The 17,370-nt window shown below is 54.0% G+C and carries 12 protein-coding genes; 8 read left to right on the forward strand and 4 right to left on the reverse strand.

Translation table 11 applies throughout. From position 1 onward, the window contains the following. Positions 1–8: 8 nt before the first annotated feature. Both KUV22_RS07375 and KUV22_RS17480 read right to left on the reverse strand, forming a co-directional pair. Positions 9–965, reverse strand: coding sequence for a response regulator (locus KUV22_RS07375; protein WP_222229798.1), 957 nt, complete (start codon positions 963–965; stop codon positions 9–11). Continuing rightward, on the reverse strand, positions 962–4,468 hold the full coding sequence (locus KUV22_RS17480; protein WP_222229800.1) for a hybrid sensor histidine kinase/response regulator: 3,507 nt from the start codon (positions 4,466–4,468) through the stop codon (positions 962–964). The genes KUV22_RS07375 and KUV22_RS17480 overlap by 4 nt, the downstream gene beginning before the upstream one ends. Before the next feature lie 241 nt (positions 4,469–4,709). Between KUV22_RS17480 and KUV22_RS07385 the strand changes: the two genes are divergently transcribed. The 6 genes from KUV22_RS07385 to urtE are packed head-to-tail and all read left to right on the forward strand — an operon-like array spanning position 4,710 to position 11,578. Then, positions 4,710–5,867 (forward strand): hypothetical protein, encoded by a 1,158-nt coding sequence (locus tag KUV22_RS07385; protein ID WP_222229802.1) that lies wholly within the window; start codon positions 4,710–4,712, stop codon positions 5,865–5,867. A gap of 40 nt (positions 5,868–5,907) precedes the next feature. Then, positions 5,908–7,194: an urea ABC transporter substrate-binding protein gene (urtA, locus tag KUV22_RS07390; protein ID WP_222229804.1), complete on the forward strand. Its 1,287-nt coding sequence runs from the start codon at positions 5,908–5,910 to the stop codon at positions 7,192–7,194. Positions 7,195–7,219: 25 nt separating this feature from the next. Next, a complete protein-coding gene (gene urtB / locus KUV22_RS07395) occupies positions 7,220–8,851 on the forward strand; it encodes an urea ABC transporter permease subunit UrtB (RefSeq protein WP_315857514.1) in 1,632 nt (543 codons plus the stop codon). A 47-nt stretch (positions 8,852–8,898) separates the two neighbouring features. Continuing rightward, a complete protein-coding gene (gene urtC, locus KUV22_RS07400; protein WP_222230427.1) occupies positions 8,899–10,044 on the forward strand; it encodes an urea ABC transporter permease subunit UrtC in 1,146 nt (381 codons plus the stop codon). A gap of 5 nt (positions 10,045–10,049) precedes the next feature. Next, on the forward strand, positions 10,050–10,886 hold the full coding sequence (urtD, locus tag KUV22_RS07405; RefSeq protein ID WP_390625266.1) for an urea ABC transporter ATP-binding protein UrtD: 837 nt from the start codon (positions 10,050–10,052) through the stop codon (positions 10,884–10,886). Beyond that, positions 10,883–11,578, forward strand: a complete 696-nt coding sequence (gene urtE, locus KUV22_RS07410; protein WP_222229806.1) for an urea ABC transporter ATP-binding subunit UrtE — start codon at positions 10,883–10,885, stop codon at positions 11,576–11,578. The genes urtD and urtE overlap by 4 nt, the downstream gene beginning before the upstream one ends. Before the next feature lie 51 nt (positions 11,579–11,629). Here the strand turns inward: urtE and KUV22_RS07415 are convergent, their stop codons facing one another. Both KUV22_RS07415 and KUV22_RS17330 read right to left on the reverse strand, forming a co-directional pair. After that, the gene (locus tag KUV22_RS07415; RefSeq protein ID WP_222229808.1) at positions 11,630–12,439 is read right to left on the reverse strand and encodes an MOSC domain-containing protein; all 810 of its coding nucleotides are present in this window, start codon (positions 12,437–12,439) and stop codon (positions 11,630–11,632) included. Positions 12,440–12,566: 127 nt separating this feature from the next. Then, entirely contained in the window at positions 12,567–14,744 is a 2,178-nt protein-coding gene (locus KUV22_RS17330; protein WP_315857525.1) for an autotransporter family protein, read from the reverse strand. Positions 14,745–14,912: 168 nt separating this feature from the next. Between KUV22_RS17330 and KUV22_RS17335 the strand changes: the two genes are divergently transcribed. Together KUV22_RS17335 and KUV22_RS07425 are read left to right on the forward strand one after the other, a co-directional pair. After that, positions 14,913–15,383: a hypothetical protein gene (locus KUV22_RS17335; protein ID WP_261319361.1), complete on the forward strand. Its 471-nt coding sequence runs from the start codon at positions 14,913–14,915 to the stop codon at positions 15,381–15,383. Between the two features lie 325 nt (positions 15,384–15,708). Further along, positions 15,709–17,364 (forward strand): diguanylate cyclase, encoded by a 1,656-nt coding sequence (locus KUV22_RS07425; RefSeq protein WP_224917528.1) that lies wholly within the window; start codon positions 15,709–15,711, stop codon positions 17,362–17,364. Positions 17,365–17,370: the final 6 nt, after the last annotated feature.

Consider the following 17,370-nt stretch of genomic DNA (forward strand, 5'->3'; position numbering starts at 1 on the left):
GGCTGCGATTACGAGTCCGGATTCAAGGTGCGTATGGCAATGCCTGCCGCGGCGGTCCGGTTTTCAACCCCCAGTTTTGAAAATACGCCCTCCAGATGCTTGTTGACGGTGCGTGGGCTAACTTCAAGGATTTCACCGATCTCCCGGTTGGTTTTTCCATTGGCAATCCAGAACAAGACTTCTGACTCGCGCTTGGTAAGGGTAAGCTTTTCGCGCAGGATTTCTTCTCCTGCCGGTCCATCATCGTCCACTAGCTTCAGCAGGCAAGTCGTAGCATCCCGGCGTTCGACAAAAACCACCGCCAGCGTCTTTTTGAATCCATCCAGCTTTAGTTTGTTGCCAACGGCCGGGTCGCGTTGTAGCCATATTTGCAGCGTTGCGAGGAGTTTCTGCCTTGTGCCATCTTGCAACGCTCCGGCGTTTTCCAAGAGCGTGTAGGTTTGCGGCGTCGCCCACTGCAGTTGTCCCGCCAGATCTACGGTAAACAAGTATTGCCCAGTGGAGTCAAGTGCCTGATGAGCACTGGATGTCAGCCGCGCATTGCTTAAATGCACTTTTATGCGGGCAATTAATTCGGCGGGTTGTATGGGTTTGGTCAGGTAATCCACTCCACCACTTTCCAGGCCTCGCACAATATCAGCGGAATCGGTGAGCCCGGTCATAAAAATGACAGGGATGGCCGCAAGAGTCGGATCTGCCTTGAGTCTACGGCAGGTCTCAAATCCGTCCAGTCCTGGCATGACCGCATCAAGTAGAATCATATCCGGCCGTAACCGCTGGGCAATATTCAATGCTTGGCTGCCATCCAATGCCACCAACGCATCGATCCCTGCTTGCTCTAGAGTGTCATTAATCAGGCTCAAGGTGTCCGGGGAATCATCGACCACCAGTACGATATCCCCCGAGCGGCGCACAGGTCTTGTTGATTTTGCTGGCGAAGTCTCGACATCGTCGCAGGTGGTCATGGGTATTCCTCTGATGCGTGTGTCGTGGGTTCACGCGAATGGTTTGCAAGCGACTCGCTCAAACGTTCAAAGCGCATACTGTTCGCCAGTTCGCGGAACTCGTCCAGCTGCTGCTCGCTGACGATGCCTGCAGCGGCAACTTTGTCCAAGATTCGTTGCACGCCACTACGGTAGCCGATCCGTGCGTAGGCCAGTAGCTCGACCAGTAGAGGGTGCTTGGGAAGTATGTCTGTTTGTGTATCTTCTGGGCAGGATATGTCGGACTCTGAACTAACGATGATGTCTGCAGGAGAATCCAAGTCAGAATCAAAACGCCATTCCAGCGCCAACAGCTCCGCCATGGTGTCATAGAGCTTTTGGTTGACCAGGGGTTTAACCAGATAGGCGTCGTGGTGGGATTTAGGAGAGTCGCCCGGCCGTAGGTGATGCTCTTTTGCTTCCGCCGATAGCATGACAATCGGGCCATTAAACGCACGCTCACGCAAGGTCTTCGCCAGCGTTAGTCCATCCATACCGGGCATGCTTACGTCCAGCAAGAAGAGATCGGGATTGCCCTGTTCCAGCTGAGCCAGGCAATCTTCAGCGCTCTGGGCTTCATGAAGAGTAAACCCAAGTGGCGCGAGCAATTCGCTGATTAGACCGCGATGTACCGGTTCATCGTCCACCACCATGATGGTTTGCCGTGGCCCTTGGTAACCGGTGAGCTGTTGTGTTGGGATTTCACGTGGTAGCTCTGCGTCCACCCACGACAACAGCAATGAGACGGTGAAGCGACTCCCTCTGCCCGGCGTACTTTCCATTCGCAGTTCGCCGCCCATAATCTCCGCCAGTAAATAAGCAATGGTGAGGCCGAGGCCCGTACCGGTTACCGAAGGGCTGTCGCCATTACGCACTCGTTCGAAGGGTTTTAGAATGCGCGCCTGATGCTCGGGGTGAATACCGACGCCCGTATCGGCGATCGTGAATTCAGCTACCTGATTGCGATAGCGGATATGGAAATCGACTTTACCAATGCGTGTGTACTTGATTGCATTCGATAGCAAATTGATCAAGATCTGCCGCAGGCGCTTCTCATCGGCGATGACTGTAGAGGGTAGTGTGCTGTGAATGTGACAGTGCAGCTGAATTCCTTTGGCTTCAGCTTGCGGCCCAAACATGTCGACCATCTGTTCGATTAGTTCAGGTAGGCGCACCCGATTGCGGTAAATGTCCAGGCGTCCGGCCTCGATCTTGGAGATATCCAGCAGCCCTTCAATAAGGTCGGTCAGGTATTCTCCGCTGCGTTTAATAATTCGCAGCCCGTTACGGTGTTTTTCGGGGATATCGGTCTGCTGGTTGAGTAGCTGGGCATAACCGAGAATCGACTGCAGCGGCGTGCGCAGCTCATGGCTGATACCGGACAGGTAGCGACTTTTTGCACTGTTCGCGCTTTCCGCCTCTTCCTTGGCCAGCTGCAGGGCGCGGTCAGTTTCCTTGTGCGCTTCAATTTCGCTGATGAGCAAGCGGGTTTGTCGGTTGGATTCCAGCTGGGCCACGACGCGGCTGTCATGGGTGAGCAGGAACAGCCAACACAAAACACCGGCAATTAGCATCAGCACCACAAACAGCGTCCAGAACGTTTGCTGCAGTACATCGGCGGCCGCAGGCAGGGTTGGGGCTATTTGCCCATATATCAGCGATAGCATCCCCGCGATACAGGCACTGGTGCCGAACAGCAATACAGTAAAGCGCCCGAGCCGGGAGTCGATGCCATCGGCGACCTGATCGGGCACCAGCATTTTGATCAGCGCAAGTAACTGCTGAGAGAAGTGTGCGTCGGGCTTGCATGCATCCATGCAGCGGGAATCCAGCGAGCAACATAGTGAACAGATTGGCCCCTGATACGCGGGGCAAGAACTTACATCTGCCGGTTCGAAGTCGTTCTGGCAGATGCAACAGGTCTTGCTCGACTGGATTGTGCCGGGGTCGACTTGGAAATCGTCGTCAGGAATGTTGCGGCGCACCGCCAGGTAAAAATGCCCGCGGGTCACCACGCCGAAAAATGGCACCATCACAAAACAGATTGCCAGACTGATAAAACTGGCAAAATTCTTTGCTCCTTCACCAAAGTGGCCGAGATAACACAGGATGCCGGTGATAGACGCAAGCAACATCGAGCCCACGCCTACCGGATTAAAGTCATATAGATGCGAGCGTTTAAACTCAACGTAAGATGGACTAATTCCTAGTGGTTTATTGATCATCAAGTCCGCCGCCAGGCATCCCAGCCAGCTAATCGCGACGAGTGAAAAAATACCCAGTACACCTTCCAATGCACCGTAAATGCCCAGTTCCATCAGGATCAGTGCAATGCTCACATTGAACACCAGCCAAACTACTCGCCCGGGATGACTGCGGGTCAGGCGTGAGAAAAAGTTCGACCAGGCGATGGAGCCGGCATAGGCGTTGGTCACATTAATCTTCATCTGCGAGACCACTACCATAATCCCGGCAAGAATCAGTGCCATGGTGGGAGACTGGGTGATGTAGTTGAAGACCATTTGGTACATGTATACCGGGTCCGCCGCTTGCAGGCTGGAGGCACCACGGGTGATTGCCAGGTAAGCGAGGAAAGAGCCGAAGAGCATCTTGATCACGCCGATCAAAATCCAGCCCGGCCCGGCTAGGGTGAGCCAGAACCACCAGCGCTTACGGTTCTCGCGGGTTTTTTCGGGCATGAATCGCAGGTAATCCACCTGTTCACCGATTTGCGCCACCATTGCGAAAAAGACCGCACTGGCTGCACCAAATAGCATCCAGTTGAATTCGGCGCCTTGCGGGTTGTGTTGCGGTGCGTAGCGAGTCCAGTCCTCCACTCGAGATAGTTCAAACCAGGCGGCGATAGCGAGGGCGAGGCACTGCAAAAATAGCCATACCGGCTGTGTGCCAATCTGGAACTTGCTGATCGTTTGAATGCCGTGGGTGACGATAGGGATTACCGCAACGGCACAGAGTATGTAACCGATTGCCGGTGGAATCCCCAGTAGTGCGTGCAACGCCGAGGTGAGGATGGCCGCTTCAATTGCAAAGAAGATAAACGTAAATGAGGCGTAGATCAGCGACGTGATGGTGGAGCCGAGATAGCCGAAGCCGGCACCACGGGTAAGCAAGTCAATATCCAGCCCGTGTTTGGCTGCGTAGTAGCTAATGGGAAAGCCGGTAATAAAGATCACTGCGGCTACGGCGAGCATCGCCGCAACGGTATTGATAAAACCATAATTGAGCGTCACCGCCGCCGCAATTGCTTCAAGAGCCAGGAACGCGGTGGCTCCCAGTGCGGTCTTTGCCACTTGTTCGATGGTAAAACGGCGCCCGCGCACCGCGGTAAAGCGCAGTGCGAAGTCTTCGAGTGTCTCGTCTCCCACCCACTTGTTGTAGGTCCGCCTTACGCGGAAAACCTGTTGTGCGGGGCGCATAGCCTGTTGTTCGTTGTTGTTATCGTTGCCCGTAACTACGTTAACCACCGGGATTTGCCTGTCACTGCCAGAATATTCCCGTTTTTCATGCAAGTTTCATGCAACAAGAATACCGAATCGATCCTTTTTCTTACTTCTTTAGTGTATCCACCACGGATTTCCTGAGAACCGTCAAATGACGTAGTCCTGTGCCCTTATTCGCGTATAGCGCCTTTGGTTCGCCAATCGAATAATCGATAGCAGCAAAAAATAACCAATCGAGACCACAACGACGACTAAGGGGATATCAATGGAAACACCGACAGAGAGTACGCGACTGAACCATCAATCGCGGTCTAAGAAATTACTCGGCCGCGCAAGCTGTGCGGCGGCCATCTTGGCACTGAGCTCCGTGTCGCATCCCGCACTGGCCAAGCAGTATGAGTCTGAAGGGGGCCAGACCTTCAGTATCGGAGCAGGCTTCCGCTCACAGTTTCAAACGGTAGAAGGCGACAGTGATTTCGCCCTGCCGGATATACGCGTGTATACCTCAGGCCAACTGAACGATACCGTCAAGTTCACCTTCAACCTGCAACAGCGCGACGGAGATACCGTCGATGTTCTGGATGCTATTGCCCAATTTGAGTTCACACCTGAGTTCAATATCTGGGTTGGGCATATGCTGACACCGGCAGACCGTATCGAAATGAGCGGGCCTTACTATGCGCTCAGCTGGAATCAGTATCGCCAGCCCCTGTATGCCTCTGATCAGGGGGGGCAGGCCGGTCTGATTGGTCGTGACGAGGGTGTCACCTTCTGGGGTACTGCAGGCAAATTCCAGTATGCGGTGGGTACCTTCGCTGGCGTGGATGGTTTTAGTAACGAAGATGACAATCCGCTGTACGCGGCGCGTTTCGCCTACAACTTCCTGAACATGGAATCCAACCCGGGCTACTACACCAGTTCTACCTACTATGGTGGACTCGGCAATATCTTCACCCTTGCTCTTTCCATGCAAAGCCAGGAAGACGGTGTGGGTAGTGCATCTGAAGCCGGTGATTTCTCCGGTTGGACCATCGATATGTTGTCCGAAACCGTACTCGATGGCGGTGGTGTGGTGACCGTAGAGGGCGAATACAAAAGGTTCGATGCGGATTACACCCTGGCCTCGATGCCGGCGGCCGATGATTGCTTCTGCCTGTTCGACGGTGAGTCCGTTTTCGCCACGGCCGCCTACCTGTTTCCCACTGATGTGGGCCCAGGCAAGTTCCAACCTTACCTGAGACTGGTCGAAAACAGCCCGTCTGATGCCACCAGCAGCAGTTCCACTGAACTCGGTCTTAACTATGTGGTGAACGGCCACAACACGCGCCTGAATCTCAGTTTCGTATCCGGTGATGCCAATGCTTCTGGCTATGCGGGTGACGACGTCGACGTATTGAGCCTGGGTATGCAGGTCCAGCTGTAAGTGCTGATTAATGCTTCAAAATCAATAGAGGAATTAATTTATGAATGTAAAAAAGACAATTGCCAGCATTGCCTTGGCGGCGGGTACAAGCGTCATCAGTAGTGTGGCACTGGCTGCGGAAACCATCAAAGTCGGTGTGTTGCACTCCTTGTCCGGCACCATGGCGATCAGTGAGACCACGCTGAAGGACACCGTATTGATGATGGTCGACGAGCAAAACCGCAAGGGAGGCTTGCTGGGCAAAAAACTCGAAGCCGTTGTGGTGGATCCCGCATCTGACTGGCCACTGTTCGCGGAGAAAGCGCGCGAGCTGCTGACCAAAGAGGAAGTGGATGTGATCTTCGGTTGCTGGACATCTGTTTCCCGTAAGTCCGTACTGCCGGTGGTGGAAGAGCTGAACGGCCTTATGTTCTACCCGGTGCAGTATGAGGGCGAAGAGTCCTCCAAAAACGTGTTTTACACCGGTGCCTCTCCCAATCAGCAGGCGATTCCCGCGGTGGACTATCTGATGTCTGATCTGGAAGTGGAGCGCTGGGTACTGGCGGGCACCGACTATGTCTATCCGCGTACCACTAACAAGATTTTGGAAGCCTACCTGAAGGCTGCAGGTGTTGCCGAAGAAGACATCATGATCAGCTATACCCCGTTCGGCCATTCTGACTGGCAGGGTATTGTTTCCGACATCAAGAAATTCGGTGGTGCGGGTAAGAAAACCGCTGTGGTTTCCACCATCAATGGTGACGCCAACGTGCCTTTCTACAAGGAGCTGGGTAACCAGGGTGTGAGCTCAGAAGACATTCCCGTAGTGGCCTTCTCTGTGGGTGAAGAGGAGCTTTCCGGTATCGATACTGGCCCGCTGGTTGGTCATCTCGCCGCCTGGAACTACTTCCAGGGTATCGATAGTGAAGCCAATGAGTATTTCGTGGAGCAGTGGAAGGAGTTTATCGGCGACGAGAAGCGCGTAACCAATGACCCGATGGAAGCGACCTATATCGGCTTCAATATGTGGGCCAAGGCGGTAGAGAAAGCGGGTACTACTGAAGTTGACGCGGTCGAGCAGGCGATGATCGGAATTGAGTTCCCGAACCTCACGGGTGGCATTGCGAAGATGAACAAGAATCATCACCTGTCGAAGCCAGTGTTCATCGGTGAGATCCAGGATGACGGCCAGTTCGAAGTAGTTTGGGAAACCGACGGTGTCGTTGCCGGCGATGCCTGGTCCGATTTCCTGCCTGGTTCCAAGGATCTGATTGCTGATTGGACAGCGCCGATTAAGTGCGGCAACTACAACACCAAGTCCAAGGCATGTAGCGGTCAGGTTCAGTAAGTCGAACGGGATAGCGGAGAACGTAGTGAACGCATTACTACACAAGCTTTGGTCGGTTGCGATTGTGCTGTTGTTGTTGCCGACCGGCAGTCCGCTGGCACAGTCAGAGTCCGCAGGAACCTCTGCGGGCTCTGTACTCCAGCAGTTGACCGAGGCGAGCCTGAAAAGAACAGGCGAATTGATCGGGCAGCTGGAGCAAACTGGGGGCGCAGAAATGCGGCCCCTTTTTGAGGTTATGCTGGCTGGTGAACTCTACTTTATTAAAGAGAGTAAACAGATTATTGCTATTACCAAAACAGAACGCCGTACGTACATTGGCCGTGACGTGTTTGGTGAGGCTACCCTTGGCGAGTTTACATCACGGGAAATTAAGAAGATTCGTGTTAATAACCGGCTTCGCAGTCAGTTGCGCGAGACCCTAGCGCGCATTGATCTACTGCATGGCAGCAAATCTGCGCAAAAGCAGGCCGTACTGGCGATGCTGGATGATCTGAATGAACAGAACATGCGGCTGCTGACTGCGGCGCAGCAAGGCGGTGTTGACGGTGAGGTGGCTCGCCTGATCGATCTTGCCGCAGCGATGGTACAGTTGCGCGATAGCCGTGTTTCCGAGGAGCGACTAGAGGCTATAGGCGTCATGAGTGGGCAGCTGGAGCCCGCCGTACGTAACCAGTTACAGCGCTTGGTGGACGATGCGCAAGAACAGGACTTGGCAGTGCGAGCTGCGGCACAAAAAGCGCTGGATAAAATATCCGAGCGCATAGAATTTTTTGGCCAGTTAGAACAGCTGTTCTTTGGCCTAAGCTTGGGGTCGGTACTGTTGTTGGCAGCCATCGGCCTTGCCATCACATTTGGTGTGATGGGTGTGATCAATATGGCCCATGGTGAAATGATCATGCTGGGGGCTTACACCACCTATGTTATCCAGCAACTATTCCCCGGGGCCATTGCATACTCACTTTTGATTGCTGTACCTGCGGCGTTCCTGGTTTCCGGCAGTGTGGGAGTGCTGATCGAGCGAGGTGTTATTCGCCACTTACAGGGGCGCCCGTTAGAAACGCTCCTCGCTACTTTCGGTATCAGTCTGATACTGCAGCAGGCTGTGCGCAGTATCTTTTCGCCACTCAATATGCAGGTGGTCACGCCAAACTGGATGAGCGGCTCGCTGGTGATTAATCCAGTTTTTTCGGTTACCTATAACCGCTTGTATATATTGCTCTTTGCGCTGGCGATCTTTGCCGCCCTGGTCGTGGTACTGAAAAAGTCCTCGCTTGGCTTGAATGTACGTGCCGTATCGCAAAACCGCGATATGGCGAAGGCGATGGGTGTGCGCACCGAGATGGTAGATGCCATGACTTTTGGTCTTGGCTCCGGTATTGCCGGTGTGGCTGGGGTTGCCTTGTCACAGCTGACCAATGTTGGGCCAAACCTGGGCCAGTCTTACATTATTGATTCTTTTATGGTGGTGGTCTTCGGCGGGGTCGGGAACCTGTTGGGTACGCTGGTGGGAGGCTTTTCCCTTGGCGTAGCAAATAAATTCCTTGAGCCCTCCATGGGTGCGGTACTGGCGAATATTATTGTTCTTGTTGGCTTGATCCTGTTTATCCAGAAGCGACCGAAAGGGTTGTTTCCACAGCGCGGGAGGGCAGCGGAATGAATGTGCTCAATAGCCTCGCGCAGGCGTCGTACCGCCTTTTGGCTGCAATGCGTCAACCGGGGCGCGGTACCTCCTGGTTGGTGGGGATACTACTGGTGGTGACGCTGGCAATGTCTGCAGCGAACCTCCTGTTGCCGGCCGACTCTCCCTTTTATGTGAGTACCTACACCATTACGTTGATGGGCAAATATCTCTGTTTCGCCATGTTGGCGATGGCGGTGGATATTGTCTGGGGCTACTGCGGAATACTGAGTCTTGGCCATGGGGCTTTTTTTGCGCTCGGCGGCTATGGCATGGGTATGTACCTGATGCGTCAAATCGGTGATCGCGGTGTGTATGGAAATCCGAATCTGCCAGACTTTATGGTATTTCTGAATTGGCAAGAACTCCCCTGGTATTGGTTCGGTATGGACCAGTTCTGGTTCGCCATATTTATGGCACTGCTGGTGCCCGGCACTCTGGCCTTTGTATTTGGTTGGTTGGCATTTCGCTCGCGGGTAACAGGTGTTTACTTTTCGATTATGACACAGGCACTGACCTACGCTCTCATGCTCGCATTTTTTCGCAATGAGATGGGGTTTGGCGGTAACAACGGACTGACAGACTTCAAAGATATTCTTGGTTTTGATCTGCAGGCAGATGCCACTCGTGTAGCCTTGCTTCTAGTTACAACTTTTCTTGTGGTAGTTACCTTCTTGGTGAGCCGTACAATCGTGCAGTCGCGTCTGGGGCGGGTGATCGTCGCGGTAAGGGATGCGGAGGCCCGTACACGTTTCCTCGGCTATCGTACCGAGCATTACAAGGTATGGCTGTTTGTGTACTCGGCATTGATTGCTGCAGTAGCCGGTATGCTTTATGTGCCGCAGGTCGGCATTATCAATCCGGGGGAGTTTTCCCCACTCAATTCCATTGAAGTGGTGGTGTGGGTAGCTGTTGGCGGCCGCGGTACATTGTACGGTGCCATTGTCGGCGCGTTACTGGTGAATTACGCAAAAACGCGTTTTACCGCACTTATGCCAGATGCCTGGTTATTCGCACTCGGCGCTTTGTTTGTCATCGTGACCGTTTACCTGCCGCGTGGTTTAGCTGGCTTGTTCGGGCGTGTAATTGAGCTGGTACATCGTCGACCAGGCAGAGGCAAAGAGCAAACAACCAGAGATGATGGATTATCAGTAGCGGAGGTGGGCGCGTGAATCCAATCAATCACTTTGCCGGACAAGCGCGTGAACTGATGCGCAGGGATACTACCTGGCCGTTTCTTGTGACGCGTCGGCGGCCAGTAGATGTATCAAAGAATATTATTCTGTACCTCGAAGAGTTGAATGTGAGCTTTGATGGGTTCAAGGCGCTCAATAATTTAAACCTCTATGTAAATGATGGTGAGTTGCGCTGCCTGATTGGAGCCAATGGCGCCGGCAAGACCACCCTGATGGATGTGATTACCGGTAAAACAGCCTGCGATAGCGGCAGCGCGTGGTTTGGGCAAAACATCGATTTGCTAGCGCACGACGAGGCAGAAATTGCCGGGCTCGGGATCGGGCGCAAGTTCCAAAAGCCCACGGTGTTCGAGGCGCATACCGTATTCGGTAACCTGGAGCTGTCGCTCAAGGGGTACAGGGGCGTCTGGCGGGCATTGACCGCGAGGCTCTCAGGTACGGAGCGAGATCGCATTGAAGAAGTGCTATCGGTTATCGGTCTGGAGGATGTCCGCTACCAGCTGGCCGGCGCACTGTCCCACGGACAAAAGCAGTGGCTGGAAATCGGCATGCTGCTGGCCGCTGAGCCCAGGTTATTACTGGTGGATGAACCGGTTGCCGGTATGACCGCGGAGGAAACCGAGCGCACCGCAGAGCTACTGACGTCGTTAGCAGGTAAGCACACAGTTATAGTGGTGGAGCACGATATGGAGTTTGTGCGCAGCATTGCGCGAACTGTGACGGTATTGCACCAGGGGTCAGTGCTGGCAGAAGGCACCATGGATCAAGTGCAGAACAACCGAGATGTGATTGAGGTGTACCTGGGGGAAGACGCGTGATTCGTATTGAGAAATTGAATCAAAAATATGGTGGTACCCAGATTCTGTGGGACCTGGATCTGAATATCGAAAAAGGCTCCTGCACCTGCATTATGGGACGAAACGGTGCGGGCAAGACGACTCTGCTGAAATGTCTCATGGGATTGTTACCTGCGAGCAGTGGACAGATTCTTTTTGATGGAAAACCCATCCAGCAAGTGGCCGCGCAGCAGCGCGCCAAGATCGGTATCGGCTATGTGCCGCAAGGGCGGGATATCTTTCCCTTACTCACCGTGGAGGAAAACTTGCAAATTGGGCTCCCTGCCCGCAGCGACGGGTTGAAGAAAATACCTGGGCGGGTATTTGAGCTGTTTCCGGTACTCAAGGAAATGCTACAGCGGCGCGGAGGTGATTTATCCGGCGGACAACAGCAACAACTGGCCATTGCCCGCGCACTGGTGATTGACCCAAAGGTGCTGATTCTGGATGAGCCCAATGAGGGCATTCAGCCGAATATTGTGCGGCAGATCGGCGATGTGGTAACGCAGCTTAACCAGGAAGATGGTTTGACGGTAATTCTGGTGGAGCAGAAGCTGGGTTTTGCCCGCAGGGTAGGGCGGGAGTTCCGCCTGATGCAGAAAGGCGCAGTGATGGCGGTGGACAAAATGTCCAACCTGAATGACGAGTTAATTCGTCAGTACCTGGCCGTATAAGGCCGTTGTCGTGCCCTTTGTACAGATAGATCACTAAAGTGACTGTAGTAGTCAGCGAACTTCGACCTTATCGCCTGTGCATAGCACGACGTGTAGTTTATCGGCAGAGGCTGGCGCCAGATTCATACCAAAATAAATTTGCCCATCTTCCCACCTTCGGTACTTTGCCAGAGTTTTCAGAGGCTCTTTTTGTGCGCGGCCGGTGAGTGGGTCCAGCCCGGGAATTGCGCAGCGCGCGCAGGGGTGGGTGCAGTCGAATTCGATAGGGCCGTCAGCAGTGTGCACGGTTAGGGTATTCCAGCGATCCTCTGCAAAGGGTTCGCAATCGCTTACGACAAGGTTCGGGCGAAAGCGCAGCATGGATACAGGTTCTTCGAGGCGGTTATTCAGGTCGTCCAGTGATGCCTGACTGATGACCAGTAGCGGCGCGCCATCGGCGAAGCCAACCTGGCGATCGGAGCGAGGCGCTTTCAGTGGGCGACGGAATTCTTCACCCATGGCAACGAGGCGCACACTGGTATGCAATTGCTCGCTCAACCACCGAGCTGCTTTGTCACCAGCATCGCGGGCAGTAACATTGTCATGCCAAACGCGTACTTCTCTCAATTCGGCGTTGTCGTCAGGTTGCTGGACCTGCAGTGAATCACCCTGTGGGTTTTCCAGTAGGACACCGCTGTCGATTGCGGTGGCCTTCAGTTGCGCCATATCTCGCAGTCGCCGCTGGGTTACAAATTGGTTTTCTCCGTCCACCAGCATCCAGCGCCGATCGTTAATAGCGCCAAATTCATCTAACGGCAAGGTATTGCTTTTATGCCCCTGCAAGGATTTTACCGGGAAATGGTAAAGCTCAGAAATTTCCAACTGCGACTCCTGCATTGTTTTTTTTGCTGGCACGTCGCTAAGGATATCGATAACTAGAGCAATGCTGAAGCGCTTACTGTAAATGCCTTAAGGCAGCAAGCGCGGGCAACTTTATTTAATCATCAAATTACCATTTCTTGTGGAAGCCGATACGCGCCTCAAAGGCGTCGACCTCCCCGGAATCGATGTCCGTTGTGTAGTCAATAATGCCGAATAGACTGGTGGTGCCACTGAAGTCTGAGGTTAGCCCGATACCGGTTTCCAGTACCGTCTGACCACGCTCGACAAAGATCGGGGTCGTATTGAACCAGACCGCGTCTGAACCATTGTCTTCATACCAGACGTTCAGCTTAAAGTAGGGTCGCCAGATACGGTTGTTACGCTTGATGTCCGCAATGAATCGCCCACCAACCCGTGCGGTAAATGCATCTACATCGTCGTACGTTATCGACGAGAAAATATCCCGGGTATTTCTGGTGCGCTGGTGTTGCCAGATGATTTGTGCCTGCGGCTCTAGGTACCAGGTTCCATCCAATGGTATCGGTACGCCTGCCTCCACCGATGCGAGTAATTCGTCGCCGTCAATATCGGTATTGATATTCAGGTTTGAACGGCCTTCACCGTCAAAGCCAGCATACATAATGACGCTATCCACATAGGCGCCTCCCGCCCAGTGGTGTGTCCAGTAGCCGCCAATGTTGTACTGGTCGAGATCGATCTTACCGGTGGCGGCATTCTCTTTCCCTAGCGCAAAACCACGGGTATCTCCATGGGCGCCGCCAGTGCCCAGCATTATCCCAAAGATATCTTTTTGTCCGTTTGCATGGTCTTGTCCATAGAGCGGGAAGCCTATCTGCAGCCCCCAGAGAGTGCCGTCAAAGTCCGGGTTTACCAGTCCCCCGAAGGATTGCTGCATATTGTTGCCAAAGGCGCGTACCCATACGCCACTCAGGCCGTCGTTACGCTTGGACCAGGCCTGTTCACCCTCTCTTTCGTGGAAGGTGCCGAGTGATTCCCGTCCCAGAGCGCGGCTGACAGAGGGAAGCAGAATGTCGACTCCCACCTCTGGGCGAATCAGGGGAACGCTACCGCCACTGGAGCTGCTGCCAGACGAGGAGCTACTCGAACTTGAAGAACTGCTGCCACTGGAGCTGGAAGAGCCTGAGGAGCTGGATGAACTACTGCCGCTTGAAGTGGAAGACCCCGACGAGCTGGATGAGCTACTGCCACTCGATGTGGACGAGCCGGATGAGCTGGAAGAACTCGACGAACTGGAAGAACTCGATGAACTGGAAGAGCTCGATGAACTGGAAGAGCTCGATGAACTGGAAGAGCTCGATGAACTGGAAGAGCTCGACGAACTGGAAGAGCTCGACGAACTGGAAGAGCTCGATGAACTGGAAGAGCTCGACGAACTGGAAGAGCTCGACGAACTGGAAGAGCTCGATGAGCTGGAAGAACTCGATGAACTGGAAGAGCTCGATGAACTTGAAGAACTCGACGAACTGGATGAACTCGACGAACCAGAGGAACTCGAAGAGCCACTTGAGCTTGAGGAACTAGAGCTTGAGGAACTAGAGCTTGATGAGCTTGAGCCCGGCGGTGGGTTTACGAACTCTCGCGATCGCAGATACCAGTTGTTCTCTGTGCCGGGTGAAAAGCCGCCGCGGAACAGAAAATATTCATAAGGGCCCGCGCCTACCCGATTACCCAAAATGAACGCACTGGCGGTGCTGGTGCCGTTAATTACTTGATTGACCAGAATACCATCGCCCAGTGTTTCTGCGCCGGGACCATTGGTATTGTTGATGATTAGTAGGGTAAGACCACTTTCGTTGCCCGTGGTGCTCAGATAGTCCGACGGCGAACTGTCGTCACCGAGGAAGGTGTCCAGCGACATACGGCCGGCGTTACCGATGTAATTACCGCTTAGCGAGAGAATATCGGTGGGACTGTTGTTGCCGGTGAAATCCATCAGCCCGGCATTGACCAGGGTTGTCGGGTTTCCAGTAACGGCCGGACGAATACTACGACTTCCTTGATTGATAAACAGAGTGGCAGTGCGCGCGATTTCCAGACTGCCGGTAAGTGTGCCCGAGTCACCCAGAATCAAATCGCTATTCATGGTGAGCGAGGAGCCGTCTAGCAGACGGATTTCCTCCCAGTTGATCAGACGGTCGGGGCGGTCACCGATGGTGCCCTGCCAGCTCAGGCGGTCGAAACCAAACCCGCCACTAAACTGATTGGAAAGCAAGTTGCTGTTGCTCAGTCCGATAAAGCGCGCGACGTCATCACCATCCTGCATATCCAGTGCGCGGACTATTCCACCGCTCCAGGTCAGCGTGTCATTGCCGCTGCCGGCCAGGAAATTGGATAGCTCGCCGTCGAGTATTGTCGCCTGATCGCGCCCACTTTCCTGATCGACGGCGTCGGTAAAACCACCTTCCAGCAAAAATGTGTCGGCACCAGAGCCTTGTTCCACCAAAGTATTGATACGCGCGCCGTCGCGGTTGATAACGGTGTCGTCCGCGCTACCCAGAGACACCGCCTGCCCCTGAATAATGCCGCTATTGTCGACCACGGTTTCCACATTGCCGTTGATGCCAATGCCGCCATTGATGGTACCGTTCGGATCGTTGAGGATGTTCAGATTGCCGGTGCCGCTGGCCTCAATACCCTGATTTACGGTTGCGCGGTTAGTAAAATCCACCAGTCCATTGCTGATGAACTCCACGCTGCTGAGAATCCCCTCGTTATCGATGATCAGGTTGTCAATTTGGCGGGCTTCAAGTGGGCCATTGAAGGTGGCATCGGAGAGAATGTTGATCGTGAGATCATCAAGTTGCCTAACGGAGAAATCACTGGTCGCGCCGCTGCATGTGACGATATCACCGGAGCTTGGAGGGTCCGGTTGGCAGTCCGCATATCCGTGGAATGGGAATAGCGAGGCGAGGAATGTCACCGCAAGCGCTGCAAGGTGCCAGCCACAACGCGGAGTGGTATGACGACTGTCTACAAAATCCATTTTCTACAGGGCGTCCAGGGTACTTATTTTCCTGCTGGCCGGCTGGGAATTTTGTGCTCAGCAGAGCCGACCAATGCATTTTTTGAATAGGGGGTGAGGGCTATCGCAGTTTAGTCGAGGGGGCGTAGATGGCCATTACAGCGGAAGAGCTGTGGTAACATCCTGCGTCATAAATAGCGAGAAAAATTGGGGGCGCGGCGCGATGGGTATCGCACGGTGGATTTGCATTTTGGTGCTGCTTTGCGTGTCGCACGGGGCATACGCAACCACGCTAGTGGTGGCGGAAGAGCTGTCTTCACAAAGCCTTAACCCTCACCTTCGCCTGCTGGAAGACGAAACCGGCGACCTGGTGATGGATGATATTCTTGCGTCCGATATCCACTCCTGGTCTGTGCTCCCCGAGGGCGAGCAGGCTAATTTCGGTTTTAGTCCCGCAGCCTACTGGGTGACGGTGACCTTGAGTAATCCATCCGCCCAGCCCGTGGAGCTGGTGATACGGCAGGATTACCCCCTTATCGATCAGCTGGATTTCTGGCACGCAAATTCGGAAGGTGCCTGGCAGCAGGTCGCGACGGGCGATCTCCGGCCTTTCCATACGCGCCCTCTGAATCTGCGGGACTTTGTTTTCCCGGTTACCCTGGCTGCCCACGCCACGCAAACCTATTACCTTCGATATCAGACTGCCGGGTCGGTTAATATCGGTCTTAGCGTGAGTAGTAAAACAGCATTCCTTCCGCAGCTGGCAAAAGAGCAAATTTTACTGGGGGTCTATTACGGCGGATTCCTGGTGCTGGTGATTTATAACCTGTTCCTGTTTTTAGCGGTGCGGGATAGGGCCTATGCCTACTACATGGGGTATGCGGTTTGCTATGGGCTTTATTTCGGAGTGCACAATGGGGTTTCGTTCCAGTACTTGTGGCCCGGGAACCCGTGGCTCGCAAATCAGAGCCTGGTGTTTTTGCTTGGTCTTACCCTGATCTTCGGTACTCAATTTGTCCGCACGATTTGCTCCGGCGCGCAGCTGGCTCCACGTACCGATCGCGTTGCCCGCTGGCTGATGTTTTTCCTGGTGCCGCTGACCGCGATTTCCCCGTTTGTCAGCTACGGTCCAATGGTGTTGAGCCTGGCGATCCTGACGTTGGTGCTGACGCTGTTGTTCATGGTGATGGGCATTATCAGTGTCCTGCGAGGCTCGATTCCGGCCCGCTATTTTCTGGTGGGGTGGTCAGCACTACTGGTGTGTGTGGTTATCTATATGCTTAAGACCTTTGGGCTGGTGCCGCACAATGGCTTTACGCATAACGCATTCCAGGTCGGCGCATTGATCGAAATGGTCTTGCTGTCGCTTGCGCTCGGCGCACGGGTAGGTGAGATACAACGGCACGGCTACGTGGACCAGTTGACCGGTTTGCACAACCGTCGCTATTTCGATGAGCAGCTACCGCGGGAGTTCTCGTTCGCGCAGCGCAGCGGGACTCCCCTGGCACTGATGATCCTGGATCTCGATCACTTTAAAGGCATCAACGATCGGCTCGGACATGCGCGCGGTGACGAGGCGTTGCGTGCTGTGGGGCAACTGCTCAAAAAGCAGGTGCGTAAACCGGTAATCGCGTGTCGCTATGGTGGCGAGGAGTTTGCAGTACTTCTACCTCGGACAGACTTAAACGCCGCCCGAAAGGTTGCCAATCGCTTACTCAAGGGCGTAGCCGCGATGGATTTCGAGGGCGCGAAGCTCAGTGTCAGTATCGGCGTATCGGGCTTTGAACAAAATTGTTTTGATACGGCGATTGAGCTCTTCGAGACCGCGGACAAGTCGCTGTATCAGGCAAAAGCACAAGGCCGCAATCGGGTGGTTTTCGAATCTTCTGGTGAAGAAACTTTTTTGCCCAAAGGTTTGTAGCTTATC

The sequence above is a fragment of the Microbulbifer agarilyticus genome (genome assembly GCF_019800665.1).
GTDB classification, from domain to species: Bacteria; Pseudomonadota; Gammaproteobacteria; order Pseudomonadales; family Cellvibrionaceae; genus Microbulbifer; species Microbulbifer agarilyticus_C.